This is a genomic window from Xanthomonas sp. NCPPB 2586 (assembly GCF_041475775.2).
GTDB classification, from domain to species: domain Bacteria; phylum Pseudomonadota; class Gammaproteobacteria; order Xanthomonadales; family Xanthomonadaceae; genus Xanthomonas; species Xanthomonas campestris.
The window spans coordinates 672,161-692,186 of sequence record NZ_CM192981.1 but is presented as its reverse complement, the minus strand read 5'-3'; the positions used below and the strand labels follow the sequence as shown (position 1 = coordinate 692,186).

Annotated in this window: 17 protein-coding genes and 4 pseudogenes; 11 read left to right on the top strand and 10 right to left on the bottom strand. The window is 57.3% G+C overall.

The genetic code is table 11. The features are described from left to right. Nucleotides 1–83 precede the first annotated feature (83 nt). Entirely contained in the window at nt 84–857 is a 774-nt protein-coding gene (locus ACCQ09_RS03005) for a DJ-1/PfpI family protein (RefSeq protein ID WP_040940550.1), read from the bottom strand. Nucleotides 858–972: 115 nt separating this feature from the next. On the opposite strand from ACCQ09_RS03005, the pseudogene ACCQ09_RS03000 reads away from it, so the two are divergent. Both ACCQ09_RS03000 and ACCQ09_RS02995 read left to right on the top strand, forming a co-directional pair. Then, nucleotides 973–1,257: pseudogene (locus ACCQ09_RS03000) on the top strand (GFA family protein); the annotation flags it as partial. Between the two features lie 78 nt (nt 1,258–1,335). After that, on the top strand, nt 1,336–1,464 hold the full coding sequence (locus tag ACCQ09_RS02995) for a hypothetical protein (protein ID WP_257791037.1): 129 nt from the start codon (nt 1,336–1,338) through the stop codon (nt 1,462–1,464). A gap of 29 nt (nt 1,465–1,493) precedes the next feature. Here the strand turns inward: ACCQ09_RS02995 and ACCQ09_RS02990 are convergent. The 6 genes and pseudogenes from ACCQ09_RS02990 to ACCQ09_RS02965 all read right to left on the bottom strand — a co-directional run bounded on the left by ACCQ09_RS02990 (nt 1,494) and on the right by ACCQ09_RS02965 (nt 6,142). Further along, nucleotides 1,494–2,599 (bottom strand): IS3 family transposase gene (locus tag ACCQ09_RS02990; RefSeq protein ID WP_228428339.1). Its coding sequence is split into 2 segments (ribosomal slippage): nt 1,494–2,338 and nt 2,338–2,599, totalling 1,107 coding nucleotides; the frame shifts between segments, so codons are not numbered across the junction. Nucleotides 2,600–2,895: 296 nt separating this feature from the next. Continuing rightward, nucleotides 2,896–3,291: pseudogene (locus ACCQ09_RS02985) on the bottom strand (XVIPCD domain-containing protein); the annotation flags it as partial. A gap of 348 nt (nt 3,292–3,639) precedes the next feature. Beyond that, a pseudogene (locus ACCQ09_RS02980) lies at nt 3,640–4,719 on the bottom strand (glycoside hydrolase family protein); the annotation flags it as partial. A gap of 22 nt (nt 4,720–4,741) precedes the next feature. Next, the gene (locus tag ACCQ09_RS02975; protein WP_228428338.1) at nt 4,742–5,224 is read right to left on the bottom strand and encodes a hypothetical protein; all 483 of its coding nucleotides are present in this window, start codon (nt 5,222–5,224) and stop codon (nt 4,742–4,744) included. A 205-nt stretch (nt 5,225–5,429) separates the two neighbouring features. Further along, the gene (locus ACCQ09_RS02970) at nt 5,430–5,873 is read right to left on the bottom strand and encodes a SymE family type I addiction module toxin (RefSeq protein ID WP_228428337.1); all 444 of its coding nucleotides are present in this window, start codon (nt 5,871–5,873) and stop codon (nt 5,430–5,432) included. Beyond that, nucleotides 5,870–6,142, bottom strand: a complete 273-nt coding sequence (locus ACCQ09_RS02965) for an XAC0095 family protein (protein WP_040940545.1) — start codon at nt 6,140–6,142, stop codon at nt 5,870–5,872. Before ACCQ09_RS02965 ends, ACCQ09_RS02970 begins: the two co-directional genes overlap by 4 nt. 485 nt (nt 6,143–6,627) lie before the next feature. Here ACCQ09_RS02965 and ACCQ09_RS02960 point away from each other — a divergent pair, with 485 nt between their 5' ends. From ACCQ09_RS02960 to ACCQ09_RS02920, 9 genes and pseudogenes are all read left to right on the top strand, one after another. Next, nucleotides 6,628–7,299, top strand: coding sequence for a hypothetical protein (locus ACCQ09_RS02960; RefSeq protein WP_228428336.1), 672 nt, complete (start codon nt 6,628–6,630; stop codon nt 7,297–7,299). Between the two features lie 214 nt (nt 7,300–7,513). Next, the gene (locus ACCQ09_RS02955) at nt 7,514–7,846 is read left to right on the top strand and encodes a hypothetical protein (RefSeq protein WP_228427436.1); all 333 of its coding nucleotides are present in this window, start codon (nt 7,514–7,516) and stop codon (nt 7,844–7,846) included. A gap of 3 nt (nt 7,847–7,849) precedes the next feature. Beyond that, nucleotides 7,850–9,037: an XVIPCD domain-containing protein gene (locus ACCQ09_RS02950; protein WP_040940544.1), complete on the top strand. Its 1,188-nt coding sequence runs from the start codon at nt 7,850–7,852 to the stop codon at nt 9,035–9,037. Nucleotides 9,038–9,151: 114 nt separating this feature from the next. Beyond that, nucleotides 9,152–9,586 (top strand): hypothetical protein, encoded by a 435-nt coding sequence (locus tag ACCQ09_RS02945; RefSeq protein WP_228428335.1) that lies wholly within the window; start codon nt 9,152–9,154, stop codon nt 9,584–9,586. A 692-nt stretch (nt 9,587–10,278) separates the two neighbouring features. Continuing rightward, nucleotides 10,279–10,977, top strand: a complete 699-nt coding sequence (locus ACCQ09_RS02940; RefSeq protein WP_040942214.1) for a transposase — start codon at nt 10,279–10,281, stop codon at nt 10,975–10,977. 45 nt (nt 10,978–11,022) lie between these two features. Beyond that, a pseudogene (locus ACCQ09_RS02935) lies at nt 11,023–11,499 on the top strand (XVIPCD domain-containing protein); the annotation flags it as partial. A gap of 98 nt (nt 11,500–11,597) precedes the next feature. Then, a complete protein-coding gene (locus tag ACCQ09_RS02930) occupies nt 11,598–11,990 on the top strand; it encodes a hypothetical protein (protein ID WP_228428334.1) in 393 nt (130 codons plus the stop codon). Nucleotides 11,991–12,077: 87 nt separating this feature from the next. Continuing rightward, nucleotides 12,078–12,362, top strand: a complete 285-nt coding sequence (locus ACCQ09_RS02925; RefSeq protein WP_228428333.1) for a hypothetical protein — start codon at nt 12,078–12,080, stop codon at nt 12,360–12,362. A gap of 82 nt (nt 12,363–12,444) precedes the next feature. Then, nucleotides 12,445–13,617, top strand: coding sequence for a hypothetical protein (locus ACCQ09_RS02920; protein ID WP_228428332.1), 1,173 nt, complete (start codon nt 12,445–12,447; stop codon nt 13,615–13,617). Nucleotides 13,618–14,143: 526 nt separating this feature from the next. Here the strand turns inward: ACCQ09_RS02920 and ACCQ09_RS02915 are convergent. The 3 genes from ACCQ09_RS02915 to aceE form a co-directional block, all read right to left on the bottom strand. Continuing rightward, nucleotides 14,144–15,205: a DNA cytosine methyltransferase gene (locus tag ACCQ09_RS02915; protein WP_228428331.1), complete on the bottom strand. Its 1,062-nt coding sequence runs from the start codon at nt 15,203–15,205 to the stop codon at nt 14,144–14,146. Further along, a complete protein-coding gene (locus tag ACCQ09_RS02910; RefSeq protein WP_228428330.1) occupies nt 15,198–17,012 on the bottom strand; it encodes an ATP-dependent nuclease in 1,815 nt (604 codons plus the stop codon). The genes ACCQ09_RS02915 and ACCQ09_RS02910 overlap by 8 nt, the downstream gene beginning before the upstream one ends. 78 nt (nt 17,013–17,090) lie before the next feature. After that, the gene (aceE, locus tag ACCQ09_RS02905; RefSeq protein ID WP_228428329.1) at nt 17,091–19,778 is read right to left on the bottom strand and encodes a pyruvate dehydrogenase (acetyl-transferring), homodimeric type; all 2,688 of its coding nucleotides are present in this window, start codon (nt 19,776–19,778) and stop codon (nt 17,091–17,093) included. Nucleotides 19,779–20,026: the final 248 nt, after the last annotated feature.

Genomic DNA, 20,026 nt, shown 5'->3' with positions numbered 1-20,026 from the left:
GTCGCTAACGAGAGAGCTCGAAAGAGCTCTGGCAGAGCATTTTCATTGCCCCGATCCAGCGACGCATCCGAGCACTCCTTCGCTCACTCAGTGTCGATCGCGGCAGTAAACGGATCGTTGGTGGAATCCGCATTCCAGCGGTACTCGGCGATATCGGCGGCCTGCTTGGCGGCATCGGGGCCGAACAGTTTTGCGATCAGGGCCAGCGCCATGTCCGTACCTGCGGAGACGCCGGAGGAGGTGAACACATGGCCGTCCTCCACCCAGCGCGCTTGCTTCACCCACTCTACTTTTGGCCCCTGCGTCATTACCCAGTTGAAGGCGCGCTTGTTGGTCGTGGCACGCCGCCCATCCAGCAGACCGGTGCGCGCCAGAAGCGCCGCCCCGGTGCAGATGCTGGCGACGTGTGGCGCCGAACGCGCCAGGCGCGTGATGCTGGCGATGAATGCGGTGTTGCCCACCTCGCGCCGTGTGCCCATGCCGCCCGGAACCATCAGGATGTCAATGTGCGGCGCCGCGTCCAACGCATGGTCAACGGCAACCGCAGGACCGGCGCTGCTAGCGACCATGCCAGCGCGCTCGCCCAGGATGACGATTCTGACCTTGCCCTCAAGATTGCCGAACATATCCAGCGGACCGAACACATCCAGTAGCTGGAAGCCGTCGAACACCACCATTCCCAACGTCAACTGGGCGGCGCCTTTGGATACATCACCGCGCACCCCGCTGGCCGGGCGCAGGTCTTTCGCGATCGCAGCCGTGCCCGGCGCCATCATCGCCGCGCCCGTCAGCAGGGCATTGCGTAGTAGCGTGCGACGCGCACGACTTGCATGGGTCTGATCCGCTTCAATAGACATGGCTGCTCCTTGATGATTCAGTGGGTGTGGGCCGGCGCGCCTGCCGGATGAGCTCGTATTAGCGGCGTAGCCCAGCGGGTCTCACGGCGCAAACCACTGTATTCACCCGGACAAAGTGCGATGTGACGGGCCCGCACGCCTGGATTCCAACCTGCTAGATTGCGGCGATTGCGCACGGACACGGGGATTCGAGGTGGCACCAGACACACTCAGCGGTAGCTGCCATTGCGGCAGCGCGGGCTGGCATCTCTCCGGTGATCCAGGCGCGGTCACGGCTTGCAACTGCACGCTGTGCCGGCGCTACGGCGCACTCTGGGCGTACGACGTTGAACACGGGCGCATAACGCTACACGGGCCAACGCAAACCTATGTCCGTGCCGAGAAACAAGACCCCACGCTAGAGATTCACTTCTGCCCTGCCTGCGCCTGCGTGATCTGCTGGCGTGGGCTGCGCCTCGAAGCCGACGGAAGCCGACGCATGGCAGTCAACATCAGGCTCGCCGATCCGGCCGCCGTCGCGCACTTGGCCATCGACCACTTCGATGGTCTGGACAGCTTTGACGACCTGCCGCCCGATGGCCGTTGCGTGCGTGATCTGTGGTTCTGAGGTGCGTGAGTGTGTCGACTCCCCGTAATTCAATGCCAGCCAAAACTAGAGGTCTGCGATTGATGTTGATCGCGGAACTCGGCGGGCGTTAGCCCGCCCAGGCTGTCGTGCGGGATCTGCTGGTTGTAGTCGGCCAGCCAGTGTTCGGTCTGTTCGCGAACCTCGCTCAGCGTGCGGAAGATGTGCATGTCCAGCACGCCGCGCCGGTAGCTGCCGTTGAAGCGTTCGATGAAACCGTTTTGCATCGGCTGTCCCGGCTCGATGAAATCCAATGCGATACCTTTGCGCTCGGCCCACTCGGCCAAGGCCAACGCGACAAACTCCGGGCCATTGTCCAGGCGAAGTTTGCCGGGGTAGCCGCGCCAGGCTGCGATGCGCTCCAAGGTGCGGATGACGCGGGCGGCCGGAAGATTCAAGTCCACTTCGATCGCCAAGGCTTCCCGACTGAAATCGTCGATGACATTGAACGTGCGGAAGCGTCGATCCCACAACGCATCGGACATGAAGTCGATCGACCATCCGGCATTGGGGTGTGCTCCGCATGCCAACGGTTGTGGATGACGGGCCGGAACCCGGCGCCTGCTGCGACGACGTTGATTGAGCTTCATCAGGCAATACACGCGCCACACCCTTTTGTGATTCCACACATGTCCGCGACGGCGGATGATCTGAAAGAGCTTTCCAAAACCACGCTCGGGAAAGCGTTCGGCCAATTCGGACAACAGCGCAATGACCTCCTCATCCCGATCGGGACGACGCCGATAGCGCACTGTCGAGCGCGCCACGCCAACCACCGAACAGGCCCGGCGCTCGCTCCAGCCATGCTGCTCGATGAGCCAGGCAAGAAGCGGGCGCTTATGCGCCGGGTCTACAGCTTTTTTGCGATGACATCCTTGAGTGCATAGTTTTCCATCGCGAGCTCGGCATACATGCGCTTGAGCTTGCTGTGCTCGGTCTCCAGGTCGCGAAGGCGCTGCACGTCAGCTGCCTCCATGCCACCGTACTTGGACTTCCAGACGTAGTACGTCGCGTCGGAAATGCCCAGCTCACGGCACACATCTTTGACCTGGCGGCCGCCCTCCACCTGCTTCAGCGTGGCGACAATCTGGCTCTCGGTGAACTTGCTCTTGCGCATCGTTGGTCTCCTTGGTGGCTAGTGTGCCCGGAGACCTCTAACTATGGATGGATCAATTTTACGGGGAGCCGACAAGTGCACTGACTCGCAAGCAAGACGGATGAATTTCAAGCATAAACATAGAGAGCAACGATGGCGTGCAATGCGCACCAAACCACATGATCACAAGTCAGACGCCACCAGCTTGCCCGAGCCGTGAGTAGTGACCAAGAATTGCGATGAGGGAACGTGCGGTACGCGTTGTATAACGCCCTCCGCACGCGCTATAAGTCGGCGTTTGCTCTGTAGCGTAGACCTCACACCATCCGATGCTGGGGTGGGGCTGACTGCTCCCGTTGTTGCTCTTGCTGCTGTTGCTGGCTTTGCTGCTGCCGCTGCGTCTCACTCACAGACTGCAATTGCGCCAGGGACTGCTCAATCGGCTGTGCAATCGCATCGCCCGTCTTCATGTGTGCCATTTTGTGCGCAGGGTCGTTCAAGGCACCTTCGACGACAAAAACATTCTCACCTTGTCGGGCAGTCTTCGTACTCTCACTCAGCACAACATGATCAATCCGCGACAACCCGTTCTCCTTGGCGAGATAGGCACTGCTTGCTGCAAGGCGGGCGCTGTTGTCGTCGTACTCCCGGCCGAGACCTTGCTCAAGGCGACGAACGGCCTCTTCTGCCTGTTGGTGCAGCGGATCTTGGGATACTACCGGCTGATATCTCAAACTTTCGGTGGGTTGAACCGCGCCTGGCTCAGACAGCGACGCACCACCCTCACGTTGTATGCGAGCTTGCCCTAGCTCGATACCCAGGCTTCCTGGCTGATAGCCCTCCACTGTCACTGACTGCCCACGCGCATTACTGATCAATAAGTCAGCGCCTTGCATGCGGTAGGTCTGCTGACCGTCTGGACTGCTGAACACACCCTCCGGATCATCCGCTTGCCGCGTGCCCCCCGTCAGCCGTTGTCCGTTCCAGAACAGCTGTCCGTTACGGTCAGCATCCTGGACGACATCACCGTCGCCGACCACGTACGTATCGTTTCCAGCACCACCACGTAATACGTCGCGACCAGGCCCTCCAATCAAAATGTCGTTGCCATGTCCGCCAATCAGCGTGTCATTGCCTCCGCCTCCTAGAAGGAGATCATTGTTGCTAACCTCCGAGCCGTTCCTGCGGCGCGTGGCATCGATTGTTGAGGCATGATTGTCATCCACAATCACCCGCGCAGAATCCCGCCCCGCATCCACGTAGATCGAGCCTGCATTGAATGCTTGATTACTCAAGCGATCAGCGATCTCCGGATGCTGCTCACGCAGATCCGCGAGCAACTTTAGCCGCGCCGGCTCTAGGGATGATGCAAGCGTCTGCGCCTCACCTCGCCCATCCAACAACGTCGCATAGTCGCGGTTCGCCTCAGCAATCAAATTCCGTTGGCCGGAGTTTCCATCAACGTCGACACCCCAACGCGCTTCGTCTCGATTGATACGTTCGCGATGCTGCTGATACATCTGGTAAGTCGAAAGCGCTTCCTCGCTGGTGACGGCGTTTGGATCGTTGTACAAACCAAAGAGTTCGGATTCCAGCACACGACGTTTACGCAGACCGGCCTCCGCAGCAGCATTGCTTCCCCAAGCGTTATAACGCATCTCAAACCAAGCTTCGGAACGATCACCGGCCGCCACAGCATCCCGAAAGGGCTGCATGTTGTTGTTGTATGAACCCGCACCCCGGTTGTAGACCAGAGAGACAAGCGCTGCACGCTCTTGGGACATCGGCATATTTAGCCCGGTGATAGGCCGCTCGTATTCCGGCATGGACGCAGCCAATAGCTGATCTCCTTCGGCAGCATTGAGCGCACGATTGAACTGCAGTCCTAGTCTTGTACGCTCACCGGCGGGCGCTGCATCGATTGCCACCAGCTGCCTCTGTTGGTCATCTGAGAGCTCAATACCTGAAGCGCCCCAGATTGCAGCATTGTTCGAACGATTGAATGTGTACCCATAGCCAATTGTGGCGCGGCCATCACCAACATCCTGGGCGCGCACATGCAAGCTTTCAGTGAGCTTGACCAGATCTCCGGTGAGTGCGTTGTACTGCTCCTGGTTAAGCTCGCGATAGTTGATAGGCATCACTGATCTCCTTATCAGAAAATTACATTAGCTTCGAATAGTCACCGATTTGATTGCAGACCTCTGAAGGGGGATTACCCAACTTCACGAGCCGCCGCTTTGCCTTCTCTACTTCGTCTTTTGGCGCGGCGATATGATAAACAAGATACAGGCCTTGTTGCGTCTCCCATAGGCCAAATGTAGACATCTCTGAAAACTGATACTCAACTCCATCCGACTGGGTGGCTTTAAAGGTGCATTCGGCGTAAGTGCCCCACCCACAGCTTGCTTCCAGCTGCTGCAATCCATCGCGCCCGCCAAGATTAAAGCGATACGAGCGCCCGTTATCGTCTTCGGAGACATCGGGACTAACCTGCTTCGCCCTACCTGAATCTGCCTGCCCCCACTTACGCGATTGTTCACACAGTGAAGTCTCGGATCGGCTACCGGCACCTGCGGAGACTACCGTGCATCCTGTGCTGAAGAACAACGCCACAATCACGCAGCCAAAAATTTTTCTCTTCATCGGAATTCCTTGCGTGCAGGAAACGTAGTTGATAGAAGACTACTGAATTCTGGGCGCCGACTACAGCAAATACTACCAACGCTGAATCCAAGCGGGCGGCTGTCTCGGTCCAGGCGGTGATCACTTGTCTGACTGTTTGCGCGAAAGCAGGTTGTTAGGGATGGCGATTACTCCAATATCTTCGGTAACACTGCAGGGGCGGCCACTATGGTCTTGGGTAGAGGCATTCAGACCAGCGGCTAACGCTTGAAAGCGGCGCCGGCACCTCCACCGGCACCACCACCTCCATCAACAACAGCCCCGCGCTAGCGGTGATGCGTAGCTTGGTGCCGATGGAAAAGCCCAGTTGTTCCAGCCATAGGCCGCTGAGGCGGACGTGGGGCACGTGCTGGTCGCCGGCATGGTCGTGGGCGCCGGGGTAGAGGGTGTAGCTGACGGTGCATTGGCGCGGGCGGCGGGCGCGGCGGGGTGCATGCAAACGGCCGGGGCCTTGCGGCGTTGTGTCCGGCTCGGGCGGCAGCATCGGTGGCAGCTGGGTGCGATCGGGTTCGACGATGACCCACTGCACCCGTTTGGGTGGCGCAGGGCGCGCACGTTGACGGGTGGGCCGTGCGGTGGCGGACGCGTTGGGTGGGCGGCGGCGTGTCATGGTGCCTCCGGGTGGCGCGTGTTGGTGATGGGTGCAGCAATGCACTGCTGCAAGGCCACGTCGATGCGTGCGGACAGGCTGCGCAAGGCCTGCGACAACACACCGGGCTGGCTGAGCAGCTGCTGCGCGGGATCGTCGTTGGCCTGCTCAATCGCTGTGCGTGCAGCCAGCCGGCGCAGCACCTCGCCTACATCCCACAGCAGGCCGTGCGCGGAGGCTGGCAACAGATAACCCGGCACCGGTGCCGGCGTGGATGGTGCGGTAGACATGGCAACGCCCTACTGGAACAACCCAAGAACCGTCGCCAACGGCGACGGGATGTCGGGAGGTTCGAAACCGCACAGAGCCGGCGGGCGTATTCCCCTTGCGGGTGTTGTATTAGCCGCCCTCCCGACGCAGGCATCGCATCGGCTTGTACCTGCAGGATGCAGGCACAAAAAACCCACCGGTTTGACGGAGGTGGGTACCGCTCTGTGAGGAGTTTCGACGCTCCTTGATTTGGAGATTGCAGCGCACGGATCGCGATGTCAACCGTGGCCATCTGTTCTTAGAAGGCAGATCCGAAAGGCAGCGACACACGACCTGTGTGATCAAATATTTGAGATCACAGGCCCGCTATGCACCGGACGCACTACGAAAGAAATTTCGTGCCGTCCCATCATTTCCACCTGGCTGTGTAGACCAGACACCTTTAATCTTGCCGTATCACTCAACGATGGCAGGCGTCATGGAAAGTAGCGGCGTAGCACCGGTCGTGCCCTTGACTTTCAAGGCATTAGAAGAGCGCCTCAGCGCGCTACCGGAGTTTCCAGCAGATAGCGCCAGCCCAAGCCGCCTCCTGCGCGGCGCCACCATCGTTATGGTGTTGGCAATCGCTTCGACGCTGATTGCATCATTCCTCAGCTTCACAAGTGTTCCGCCTCAGTTGCTAGTAAAGGTAGCAACCGCAGGCCTCCGGGTTGCATTATTGGCATTGGGTGTCCTGATGCTGCTTGGCATCTATGGGATTGTGAGTGATCTACGTCGATGGACATTAGATCAAGCAATGCGCACTGATCATCAGCTAGAGCAATTTATGCAGGAGGTGACTTGGCTGCAAGGGTATTCGGCAGCAACCCTGCAAGTCATGCTAGATCACGCTCGCTACAGCCATACACGCCGTGCGGGCCGCATTGCGCTATTGGCTGGAAGCATCGACAAGCTAGGCCTTCTTCCGGTTGCGGCGTCGCTCTTTTTGGTTCTTCGCGCTGGTGGCAATCCTTTAGCAATGTCCCCATTGACAGCAATGGTGGGGATTTTCCCGCTGTTCTTCTGGATGATCTGCTGGTTTGCCACATCGGCTAGGGGTAAGCTGCAGACCTATGAATACTTGCTCGAGATGGCGTTAAATGGCAAAGGGAAAGACTTAACAGCAGCTGATGTATAGATTGGGGTCAGGCATGGTCAGGTTAGCCCGCCTTCGTAACTTCATAGCTCCGCTACCCCGCAGGGGGCATACTTGCAACCGAACTACGCATGGATGACCATCTGTGTGATTGCATTGGAGCCGTCAAATCATGCAAACGAATCCTCACGCCAACCTTAGTTCTTTAGCACTGCTAGCAGCTGCTAGCCTCTTCTTCATACCAGGGTGCTCTGCCATGCAGCAAGACTCACGGCCCGGCTTTAATACCCAGCAGTCTGCCTCCAAGGCAAGGCAAGAGCTTCAGGCGGCTAATCCTGTAGGGTCACCACTTACGACTGCGCAGAAGAACCTTGAGGATCTTGGATTTCGCTGCCAAGCGTTGAGCTCTCCCGGCGCAGGTTACAAAGCGTCGGTGATGTGCACGCTTTCCCCTATCGTGAAAGAGGCGCAGCCATCGGTGACAGCGCCAGCTGTACCGGTTACTTGGATGGTCGGTTTTCATTCTGCTGACGGAATCTACTTGAGCAAGCTGGTGGTGAATCGAGCTCCGCAGGATATTGAGGAATAAGTCATGGATGAGCAGAAGAAGGCAATGATCTTGGTTGGTGCAAGCGAGGTTGCTGGTGACCGCCGCCATCTTTACCTGCTCTTTCAGAAGTCCGATGGCAGCCAGACTGTAGTACGCGGGGGACCAGACACCAGGGCCGAAGGGAATGACCTGGCGAACTTTGCCGAGAGCACAGTTCTTGGCTCGGAGAAGTTTGGGCACATTCGAGTTGAAGCAGCCCCTTACATTGCCCCTTATGAAATTGGGTACCGGCTCAAACAAGACGGCAACTACGAGCCAGTGCCTTTGAACCAGTTGGATCCCTCCGAGCCGGCTCTTGCGAGGGATGCCAAGGGCCACATCATGAAAGCGACAGTCACCGCGCCAGACTGGCCCGCACCTGGCGAGCGCCACGAGCGCATCGTTGTCTGGAGCGGTTCTGACCAGGAATTATCCGCAAAACTTGAGTCTGCCCTGAAGGCTGGGGATCAGATCAATCACGCACAACTGGAATATTCCCCGCTGCACAACAACAGCAACGGTGTTGTCAGCAACTTGCTGAAGGCCAGCGGCGTTCAACCTGTTCTGCCGAAGAACGCACAAGGTGAGACAGTCAACGCCCCGGATTTTGGGGAAGACCTCTATCAAGACGTCGGCGCGGCATCGGTACGCAGCGGATACAGGTTTGACGGCAAGCAGTGGTTCGATGCGGACGATCGTAGAATCGCGCCTCCTACGAGTGGGCAGCCGTTGGTACCTCAGGATCCGGCCGCACCGTCGCGTGGATCATCGGATGGTTTCAAGCTCAGCGCGCAGGCTCCATCGCCTAGCGATCCCATGTTTGCTCAAATCCAGGATGGCGTACATCGGATCGATCGTTCGCTGAATCGTGTTCCCGATGCGGCAAGTGACCGTATGACCTGGAGCCTGTATGCCCTTGCCAAAGAGCAGGGTCTAGAACGTGTAGACAACGTAGTGCTTGGCCAAGCGGGCACCCGGGCGGCCGCCGGCGAGTACGTTTTCCTGGTCCAGGGAGATCCCTCCACCTCCGTGTACCACCGTGAGCAAATGCGCACGGCAGATGCGGTGGAGAGTTCCGTTGAGCAAAGCCAAGCGCGCGTGCAGTCTGCCGAACAGACGCGTGCGCTTGCGATGACTGCTGAAGCTCAGGAGCAGAATCAAAAGCAGGATGCACCAAGGCTGCAAGTCTGATTACCCTGGTCATAGCAGCCTTTCGACTAGCCTAGCAGAGACAACACGCAAGTATTCAGACACTTTGCAAGTAGCTCGCTTCTGGCGTTTGAGGTTAGCTTTTGGCTTGCCGAGATGGCAGGTGCCAACGTTTCTAGACGGATCCCAAACCTTGGCATGAACTTAAATATGAAAATTAGGCTCATCTTTGGGATAGCATTACTTTCGCTATCAATCTCGACTGCTTCTGCAGAAGTAAGCATGCGCTCTGATTACAGGAAGAGTGACGTGCAGCCCGTCAAAGTTGCAAAGGTGGGATCCAACTCGCTCCAAATCACCTATCACATGCCGGCGGAAAGCCAATTTTATTCTCCCGGCGTTGATTTTTTAAGTGACCGCGGCGTCTTGCGCATTGCCATCCGCAGATGTGGCATTAGTGCTAGCTGCAATGCGATGGCGAAAGCTGTCATACCACCAGCCGAACTTTGGATCCCGAAAGTCACCGTTCCCTATGCGGGCGAAGAGGTCTTGCTGGTTTACATGGATACAGAAGAAAAATTTTCACCTTAGTTTTAAAGTCTGTGCTAGCGGGTCAGGTCAACCTGACCGCGTTAGTCTTAGCAATAAAATGCGTAACCGCAACATGCAGTCGGTCATGCGGCTACCTATCTCACTATTCACTCAAGCCGCCAGCGTTTTTCTGCACGGCCCAATGGGAGCGTTCACTCCATGGAAATCCTTTACTCGGGTACGGACAAGATACTTTGCGACTCGCTCACTTTGATGCTCACTGAATCTCGAATCGAGTACGAGACTAGCAGGCGCTTTTACAGAGTGCAGATAAATGATGGCGATGAAGTGCATCAGGTTTTGGTTCAGTGCAATGATTGGGACAGTGCAGCCCGACAGCTCGACATGCTTACCAGGAGGACGCGACACAAAGAGGCACCAGCGTCAGTGAATCCTGGATCACGTCCCAAGTACGCCGCATTGATCATGATTGCTCTTGGAATCTCTGCCGGCCTTGCCGCTACAAAGCTACTCCATAGCGCCCCCAATCCTTGCCTATTCTTACCGCAGCCCCATGCTCCCACCCGATAGACGACTGGTGGACATGTCGTCGACGCCGGCAACGCAGCGATCAAGGTATCGGGCGCTAACGGGGTCAGGTTTACTTCCCACCCAAATTTCAGGCTACGGCCTCAGCTTTCGCGAGGGCTTCCTCGCTATGAGCACCAATGCCTTTCTGCGAGTCTTGCCAGGTGGCCAGACTTCCGCGCATCGACCTTCCCGGCATCCCGCAGCACATCGTGCAGCGCGGGAACAACCGCTTGCCGTGCTTTCTGGATGATAGCGACCGATTGCGCTACCTGCACTTGCTGCATGAGGCTCTGCACGCCACAGGCTGCCAGCTGCATGCCTATGTATTGATGGACAACCATGTGCACTTGCTAGTCACGCCACCTGCGGCGGGACGAGTCGGGCAACTGATGCAGCGGATTGGGCGCAACTACGTGGCGCTGTTCAATGGCCGCCACGGGCGCACCGGCACGCTATGGGAAGGGCGGTACAAAGCGTGTCTTGTGGACAGTGCGGACTACGTCCTTCGCTGCTATCGCTATATTGAGCTCAATCCGGTGCGGGCTCGCCTGACCGATAACCCGGCAGCGTATCGTTGGTCCAGCTGCCCAGCCAACCTAGGCCAGCGCAGGCAATCCGCACTGACACCACATCCCTGTTGGCTTGCGCTTGGCAGCGACCCAATTGAGCGATACAAGGCCTACCGCGCCCTGCTCGATGAAGCCCTCTCCGACGAACTGCTCGCCAGCATTCGCCTTCATCTACAGCAGCAGCGAGCATTGGGCCACGATGCCTTCCGCGCAATGGTCGAAGCCAAGACCCGTCGCTTTGCGGGCATCAGGCCCGCGCATCGGCCACGCAAGCCGAGCGCAGTCGATTGATAAGTTAACCTGACCCCGTTATCTCCCCCAGATGTACGCGGCCATAGCGCCCCCGCACGGCCGCAAGCATCGGGCCCGCAAGATCCGGATCATCCCGATCACCCCATGTTGAAGCAGATTCGCGAAGGCGTGGCCAAGATCGATGAGAGCGTTGGCAAGCCGTATGACGAAATGAGCGAGCGCGTCAGCCGCTGCCTGCTGGCCGCGTGCAAGGACAATCGCGAGCGCTATCCAGACGCCGACAACACCTCGCTTGCCGCCAATGCACTGCAGCGCGTGGACCACGTACTGATGGGCAAGAACGGCAACCTAGTCGCGATCGAAGGGCGCATCGACGACCCAACACACAAGCGCGCCGCCGTCTCCATTGACCAAGCTATCAACATGCCTTTGGAGCAGTCGGACGCAAAGCTACAAGCGGCCAACCAAGCCATTGCCCAGGAACAGACACAAACACGACAGCAGGAATTGGCACGAAGCCAGCAACAAGATACTCAGCAAGCGCCGCGTGTGAGTTTCTGATCGAAATGGATTCCACGACCTAGCATCTGACTAGTCCTGCCTCGCCCGTGTGTCGAGGTAGTAGGCGCCACCTTGCTGGACAAACATCATCAATAGGCATGAACATCAATCTAAAATCTCGCCTCATTTTTGGCACATGGTTGCTTGCAGTATCAGCCTTGACTGCTTGTGCAGAAGGAAGCATGCGCTCTGATTACAAAAAAAACGATGTACAGCCGGTCAAAGTCGAAAAGCTAGGATCCACTTCACTCAATATCACTTACCACATGCCGGCAGAAAGCCTCTTTTATTCTCAAGGCGTTGATTTCGCAACGGAGCGTGGCGTCTTGCGCATTGCCATCCGCAGATGTGGCACCAGTGATAAATGCGATGCCATGGCGAAAGCTGTCATGCCAATAGCCGAGCCGTGGACACGGAAAGTCACCGTACCGTATGCAGGCGGAAAGGTCTTGGTGTTCTATGCAGACGACGAAGAAACTTTTACGCCTTAATTCAAAAGTCTGCGCTAACGGAGTCAGTTTTTTTGCGGGCGTCAGGCCCGCGCATCGGCCACGCCAACCAACGCCGCCGATTGATAAGTGAACCTGAGCCCATTATTGACCAGAGCAACGCGGACACTCGGCACTGACGCCGTACCCTGTTGGCTTGCGCTTCGCAACGACCCGCTTGAGCGATGCAACGCCTACCGTACCCTGCTCGATGAAGCCCTTTCCGACGACCTGCTCGCTAGCATCCGCCTTCATCTACAACAGCAGCGAGCTCTGGGCCACGACGCTTTCCGCGCAATGGTCGAAGCCAAGACCCGCCGCTTTGCGGGCATCGGGCCCGCGCACCAGCCACGCAAGCCGAGCGCCATCGACTAATAAGTGAACCTGACCCCATTATTCCCGCTCGCAACTGATGTTTTGATACCTACCAGTACTCTTATCCAAACCAGGAAAATTCATGCATAGAACATTCGGGAAGATTGCTTGTATAAAAGCATCCAGACCACCGGGAGCTATTCCTGAACTTACATTTGAGCGCATGAGGCTAAACCAAAGCAGCGGAATCGCCACACAGCTCATACCCGACTGCAACGTAGTAATCGACATGATACTTGCTGCGGGCAGTACAGAAAAGGCGGTGTTGGCCAAAGAGCGCCTCGCCCCGTTCATACATTTCCTACAGAGCTGCCAGTCGCAAGGTATCACCTACTACCTAAGCCCCTTTATGGGCTTAAATGAAATGCGAAGATCTGAAGCGGCTCTCGGCCCATCCGCACTTGAAACATTCAGTGAAAATCACGGACTAACGTGGACAGATACTCATCCACACCTCAAGCCAAACCTTGCCGAAATCGGGCTAGTAGAACGGGGATACGATGCGTTATCACCCGAGTCCCAAAGCGTTTTATCTAAAACGTACGGACCAATATTGTTGATGTTAGCGGTTGCACGAGACACCCCTCACCTGTCCCCATTGGCGCGATTTAGAACTTACCTCCGCTTCTACCATCGTATCATTGACGTGGTTTCCGTGAGGGAGATCACCATAGCAAGATTCGTTTTTTCTGCCCCCCCTCCGGCGACCGATCCTGCTTATGAAACATGGAAAAACATCAGTCTGAATTTCACTGGACGAAGAGATTTATCTCAAAATTTTCCAAGAACATTCCGTCAACTCGACCGGACCGCGTTAAATGGGGCGCTTGATTTAACCATATTGGATTCCGCATTGTTGGCCGATTATAAGGGACTCGATGGCCAACGACTTGACACTTGGGTGGTTACAACTGACTTGAAGCTAGCAGCTTTGACAGATGCTATACATCATACCGATGGGGGCACAGGCCAAACCGGATTGTTTTTAGCAACCCAAGATTACCGAGGCCTAGGTAGGTATTGGAATGAAACCCAAAACGACATGGATAATCTCAACCATAAATTCCGCCCAAACCTGAAATTTTCGACTGCAGTGCAACGAGCTCGTACAGCCGGAGTGGTGGGATTAGCGCAGCAAGGAATCGATGGAGCAATACGCTGCCCGGGTAGGCTTTTGCGTTTTTCAGGAATTCAAAATCCTGATTATTCCGACTCCAGACCTAATTTTTTGATTATCCCACCACCTTTCGGTTAAAGCATAATTGATTCCAGCGTTGAGGTTTAAAGGGACAGGAGGTTTAAATGGAGAGATTTAAAAGGACGGAAGCAATTAACCAACCTGAGTCGCGCCGGCAGGACGACCACGCGAACGGCACGTTATTGGTCTGCCCAAGGCACGTTCCGCCATTGCCTGGAAGCGCGAGGTCGCCCGAGGCACGCTCCTGCATGAGGTGAAGGCGGATTGACTCTTCGTCCTCTCGGGCTAGACCCGCATGAAGCCACTTGCATAGACAGGCACCCGCTCGGCTGGGTCGCAGCCCAGATGCAGATAGACCTCGTGCGGCGTGATGAGCTGGCTTTTCGCACGCCCCAGATGCGTGTGTACGCTGGACCAGCGGTACTCGGTTGGCAATGCCACCATGCGGGCGCGCACCGGATTGAGTTCGCTGCGATCACTGCCCGCAGCGGTCGTAGATCAGATGACGTTGGCGGCATGGAAAAAAAGGGGAACCTTAGAACCTGACCCCGTTATTCGTTGAGCTAATAAACGCGGGAGGACCTCAGGCTCTCACCCCTGCTTCCCGTTGCGGGAGACGCTCAAGGACGCTTCGCATGATTGACTCACCAATTTTCTGAGCCATTAGCGGCGGGACCGCGTTGCCCACTTGACGAGCTTTGGACGTAAGAGTTCCAACGAATCGGTAGCCTCTCGGGAAAGTCTGAAGGCATGCAGCCTCCCTCAAACTGATTGCCCTGTCTTGGCTTGGATGGCCAAATCGGCCATTGGAATAGCTTATGCACCGGGTGGTCATCGCTGCAGCAGGTCTGTGCCAGGAGAGTCTTCCATAGACGTCACCGTGGCCCCGATGGCCCTCATGACACTGCAACACCAGCCGCTCCGGCCAGTCATTCCTCCCCCCTCCTTCTGGCGTCAAGATGATTCGCTCTCTGTTCACTGCAGATAGCGCCATTGCTTGGTGGTCTGGATCCTGAGCTGACTGATGGCCAGCCTCCAGTGGCTCCAGATGGGAGATCCAATCCGCAACCGTAGAAATTGGTAATAGACCATCTCCATGGCTAGCACCGGGAATCAGCAGCTCACCGCGTCGACTTGCGAGAAGGACTAACCGCTCTCTCGACTGCGGAACACCATACCAAAGCGCAGGAACAATCTTCACATCCAAGGTATAACCGAGCTTGCGAAGCTTAGTTTTGAACCTGGAGAAGCGTGAGTTTCGAGAGGTGCTGACGCGCTGCATCCCGGGTACGTTTTCCACAAACACGAAATCGGGAAGGCACGCCTCCACCATTCTTGAAAACTCGTCAAGCATCTTAGCTCGCGGATCACGCAACTTCTTGTTGGAGTTCTGTTTGGAGAAAGGCTGGCAAGGAGCGCATCCACAGAACAACGTAATGTCGTCCACGCCAATCAACTCGGTCAAACTAAATGGATCGAAACCCGAGATGTCACCCAAATAGAAGGAAGCCTTTGGAAAGTTGACCTGAAAGGTTGCAGCAGAGTCTCTATCTATGTCGAGACCAAACACAATCTCCATGCCAGCGGTGGAGAATCCACTACTGGTTCCACCGCATCCCGAGAAAAAGTCGAAAACTTTAATCATTTACCTTAAAGCTCGCGTAGGATTGATCGAGGCATGCCTTAACTCCAGCTAACCCATCATCATCTGGGTCGATTGTCGCAAGTCGTCGCCTCTGGGTAGCCAGAATTTCCGATGATGAAAGATTCTCGTCCGGGTCAAGACCTAGCTCTGCCCTAGCGAGCTGAGCGAATTTTTCCTTTACATCGACAGCTGTGCAGCCCTTAGCATGTGCGTCGCCACGATCCATTTTAGACCAGATGTAGTCCTCAGGCTCGTTCCCGGGCAGATACCTGACTGAAGAGGCAATCCACGCCAAGAACTGTCTCCTCAAATCCAGCTTTTGGGCATGCACACCGACACCGCTCCCGTCTACATTGAAGCCTACCTTGACTCCGGTGACCTTAAGAATCTCGGCATCCAACTCTTCAACACTCATGCCTGCGACCTGGGCGCCAGCCTTGACGGGTTCAGCAGGCCTTTTGTCACCATCAAGGAGAACCAGAAGGTCTTTTCTGGCTTCCGCGCTGAAGATCGGCACGTAGTATTTCCACAGAGTATCAGCCCCACCCGGGAAATACTTGACCTCAAAAAGAGATTTTTTGCCAACATCTGAACCGATCAATGCACGTCGAACCATCGCCTCCGCGAGTGCGTCTTCCACAACGACCGTAACTATTCCAGCAACGCTTTCACCAAGATGGAAGAACGCCTCTTCTGGGACCCAATCCTGCCGAGGCACTTGGGTTGTCGAAGAAATTTCATCGAATTTGAAAACCTTAATCGCATCGGGAGGAAGATCAAGCAGTAGAGTCGGAGAGTGAGTTGATAGCACCACTTGGAGCTTCTTCTCCTTCACCATCTCTGTAAAGAAATCCATCAGCCTTTTCTGGGCGCCTGGGTGCAACGAAACTTCCGGCTCATCAAGCAAGACAAGGGCACCGTCATTAGCGGACATCATCTCATTAACTATCCTAACGACGGAGAATTCTCCGCTACCCGCAAAGGCTTCTGTGTATTCCATTCCGGACCGAACGAGACGGCACGTATATGCGTCAACATTGAAATAGTAATGTCGGATCAAGCCGATCTTTTCGAAGCTTCTACCGAGAATTGAGGATACGTACCCAACCTCCTTCTTCCCCAGCCACTTGACGCCCCCGTCGAAGACGCGATCGAGCATGTGCCAGTTATGCTCTATAAGACCCTCGTCTATCGCACGTTTGAGATAGGGCGATCGAGAGCGTATTAGATCCTTCTTCTCCCTGTTTGAACCTGCACGCCCTTTTAGTTCGCCATGATAGAAGAGCTTGTCAAACGCGCTAAGGGTGGCCCGAAAATCGAGATACACAACATCTTTCTCAATGGCGGACCAACGCGTTTTACTGCGCCCTTTCATTTCACCAACGGCTTTGGGCATCTTCTCCATTTGATAGGCCGCAACCGGCCTAGATGGCTCCCAGTAATCTGGGTCATCCTGCTTATGGATTCTAGTCTTTAGGACTTCAACGACTTTGGCCGCATCAGAGTTCTGATAGCCATAAATAAAGCAACTTCTCGCACCGTCATCTTCGATCGGATCGATTGAGGTCGAGAACCACAAATTGCCTAGGTTGTTGTTTTGGGGAGCACCGTAGAGCGCTCTGATCACAGAGCTCTTGTTTGTGCCGTTCGCGCCGACAAGCGCGGTGATGGGGTAAGTAAAGTCGATCCGTGTACCCTCGACAAGATTCTTGTAGTGAGGAAATCTGATATGTCGAATGTATGGCTCTAGTTTCCCCGCAGCCAAGAGATTGCGCAGTGATTTCACGCCCCTGTTCTTGTTATCCACCCCCGCTCCCCCGTGTTCTCAGATACGCAAGAGGCGGCTAACGCCGCCTCTTATTCGTTGAGGTGTCGAACCCTATAATCAAACCCCAACAGGATTCGCTTTCTCAGGATCAATCTTGTACTGCTTGATCGCCCGGGCCACATCCTTGCCCGTCATCTTGCCATCCTTCGCCAGCGCGGCAATCGCCGCATGTGCGATGTAGTAACGGTCAACCTCGAAGAACCGGCGCAGGTTGGCACGCGTATCCGAGCGACCGAACCCATCCGTGCCGAGCACGGTGTAGGTCATCGGCACGAAGGCGCGGATCTGGTCGGCGAACAGGCGTACGTAATCCGTTGCGGCAATCGCCGGGCCCTGGCGGCCTTCCAGCAGTTGGGTGACGTACGGCTTGCGCTGTTCGGCTTCCGGGTGCAGGCGGTTCCAACGTTCGGCGTCGAAGCCGTCGCGGCGCAATTCGTTAAAGCTGGGGCAGGACCAGATGTCGGCGGTGACGCCGAAGTCCTTGTCCAGCAGTTCGGCCGCAGCAATGGCCTCGCGCAGGATGGTGCCGCTGCCCAGCAGCTGCACGCGCAGCTCGCCTTTCTTGGGCTTGCCGGCGTCCTTGAGCAGGTACATGCCCTTGATGATGCCTTCGTGCGCACCGTCCGGCATGCCGGGGTGTGCGTAGTTTTCGTTCATCAGGGTGATGTAGTAGTACTCGTCGATCTGGTCTTCCATCATCGCCTTCATGCCGTGCTGCATGATGACGGTGACTTCGAAACCGAAGGTCGGGTCGTAGCTCCGCACATTCGGGATGGAGCCGGCGATGACCTGGCTGAAGCCGTCTTCGTGCTGCAGGCCTTCGCCATTGAGCGTGGTGCGGCCGGCAGTGCCGCCGAGCAGGAAGCCACGCGTGCGCATGTCCGCGGCCTGCCAGGCGATGTCGCCCACGCGCTGGAAGCCGAACATGGAGTAGTAGATGTAGAACGGCAGCATCGGCACGTCGGAGACCGAGTAGCTGGTGCCGGCGGCCATCCACGAGGCGATGGCGCCCGGCTCGCTGATGCCCTGCTGCAGCACCTGGCCGGTCTGGTCTTCGCGGTAGTACATCAGCTGGTCGGCATCGACCGGCTTGTACTTCTGGCCGAACGGGGCATAGATGCCGATCTGGCGGAACATGCCTTCCATGCCGAAGGTGCGCGCTTCATCGGCCACGATCGGCACGATGCGCGGGCCCAGTTCCTTGTCGCGCAGGGCGATGTTGAGGCTCTGCACAAACGACATGGTGGTGGAATAGCTGCGCTCGCCGCTGTCCTTGAGCAGGCGCTCGAACTTGTCGAGCGTGGGCGCGACAAACGACTTGCTGGCCTTGGGACGGCGCGACGGCAGGAAGCCGCCCAGCACGTTGCGGCGCTCTTTGAGGTACTGCACTTCCGGGGAGTCTTCGCCGGGGTGGTAGAACGGCACCTTGCCGTCTTCCAGCTGCGCGTCGGTGACCGGAATGTTGAAGCGGTCGCGGAAGTGCTTGACCGCTGCGTCGTCCAGCTTCTTGGTCTGGTGGGTGGGGTTGAGCGCCTCACCGGCCGAGCCCATGCCGTAGCCCTTGACGGTCTTGGCCAGGATCACGGTGGGCATGCCCTTGGTGTTCACGGCCTGGTTGTAGGCGGCGTACACCTTGTGCGGGTCGTGGCCGCCACGGTTCAGCCGCCAGATGTCGTCGTCGGACAGGCCGGCGACCATGGCCGCGGTCTCCGGGTATTTGCCGAAGAAGTTGGCGCGCGTGTAGGCGCCACCGAAGGCCTTGCAGTTCTGGTATTCGCCGTCGACGGTTTCCATCATCAGCTTGCGCAGAACGCCGTCGGTGTCCTTGGCCAGCAGGGCATCCCAGTAACCGCCCCACAGCAGCTTGATGACATTCCAGCCGCCGCCACGGAACACGCCTTCCAGTTCCTGGATGATCTTGCCGTTGCCGCGTACCGGGCCGTCCAGGCGCTGCAGGTTGCAGTTGACCACGAAGATGAGGTTGTCCAGGCCTTCGCGGCCGGCCAGTGCGATGGCGCCGAGGGTTTCGGGCTCATCCGACTCGCCGTCGCCGATGAAGCACCACACCTTGCGGTCGGACTTCTCGATGAGCCCGCGGTTTTCCAGGTAGCGCATGAACTGCGCCTGGTAGATGGCGGCCAGCGGGCCCAGGCCCATCGACACGGTGGGGGTCTGCCAGAACTCGGGCATCAGCCACGGGTGCGGGTAGGACGAGATGCCCTGGCCGTCCACTTCCATGCGGAAGTTGTCCAGCTGGGCTTCGTTGATGCGGCCTTCCAGGAAGGCGCGGGCGTAGATGCCCGGCGCGCTATGGCCCTGGATGAACAGCAGGTCGCCCGGGTGCTGGTCGCTGGGCGCACGCCAGAAGTGGTTGAAGCCCACGTCGTAGAGCGTGGCGCTGGACGCGAACGAGGCAATGTGGCCGCCCAGGTCGCCCGGCTTGCGGTTGGCCCGCACGACGGTGGCCATGGCGTTCCAGCGGATGATCGAGCGGATCTTCCACTCCAGCGCGGAGTCGCCGGGGTTCTTGGCCTCGTTGGCCGGAGAGATGGTGTTGACGTACTCGGTGGTGGGCGAGAACGGCAGGTAAGCGCCGGCGCGGCGGGTCTGTTCGACCATGCCTTCCAGCAGCTGATGGGCGCGCTCCGGGCCTTCGACGTCGATGACGGCCTTGATCGATTCGAGCCACTCCTGCGTCTCGAGCGGGTTCGGATCGTTGTGCAGCACTTCGTTCAACCAGTTCATTAGCGCTCCCGGGGGGACACACCCCGCGGGTGTGTCGACATCGTGAATTCGTGAACCCCCAAGTGTACCGCACGCACCTGTTGCCATTCCTCGCTACGGGTGCGTATGGAATGGGACGGTGTCGTGCGGTGAATGCGTTGGTGGCGGATGCCACGCATGCGGCCGCTACTGGTGTACGACCAAAGGATGAGTGGGGCTGGCGGCGGAGTCGCCGCATGCCCCCCCTTCTCCCATCGGGAGAAGGTGCC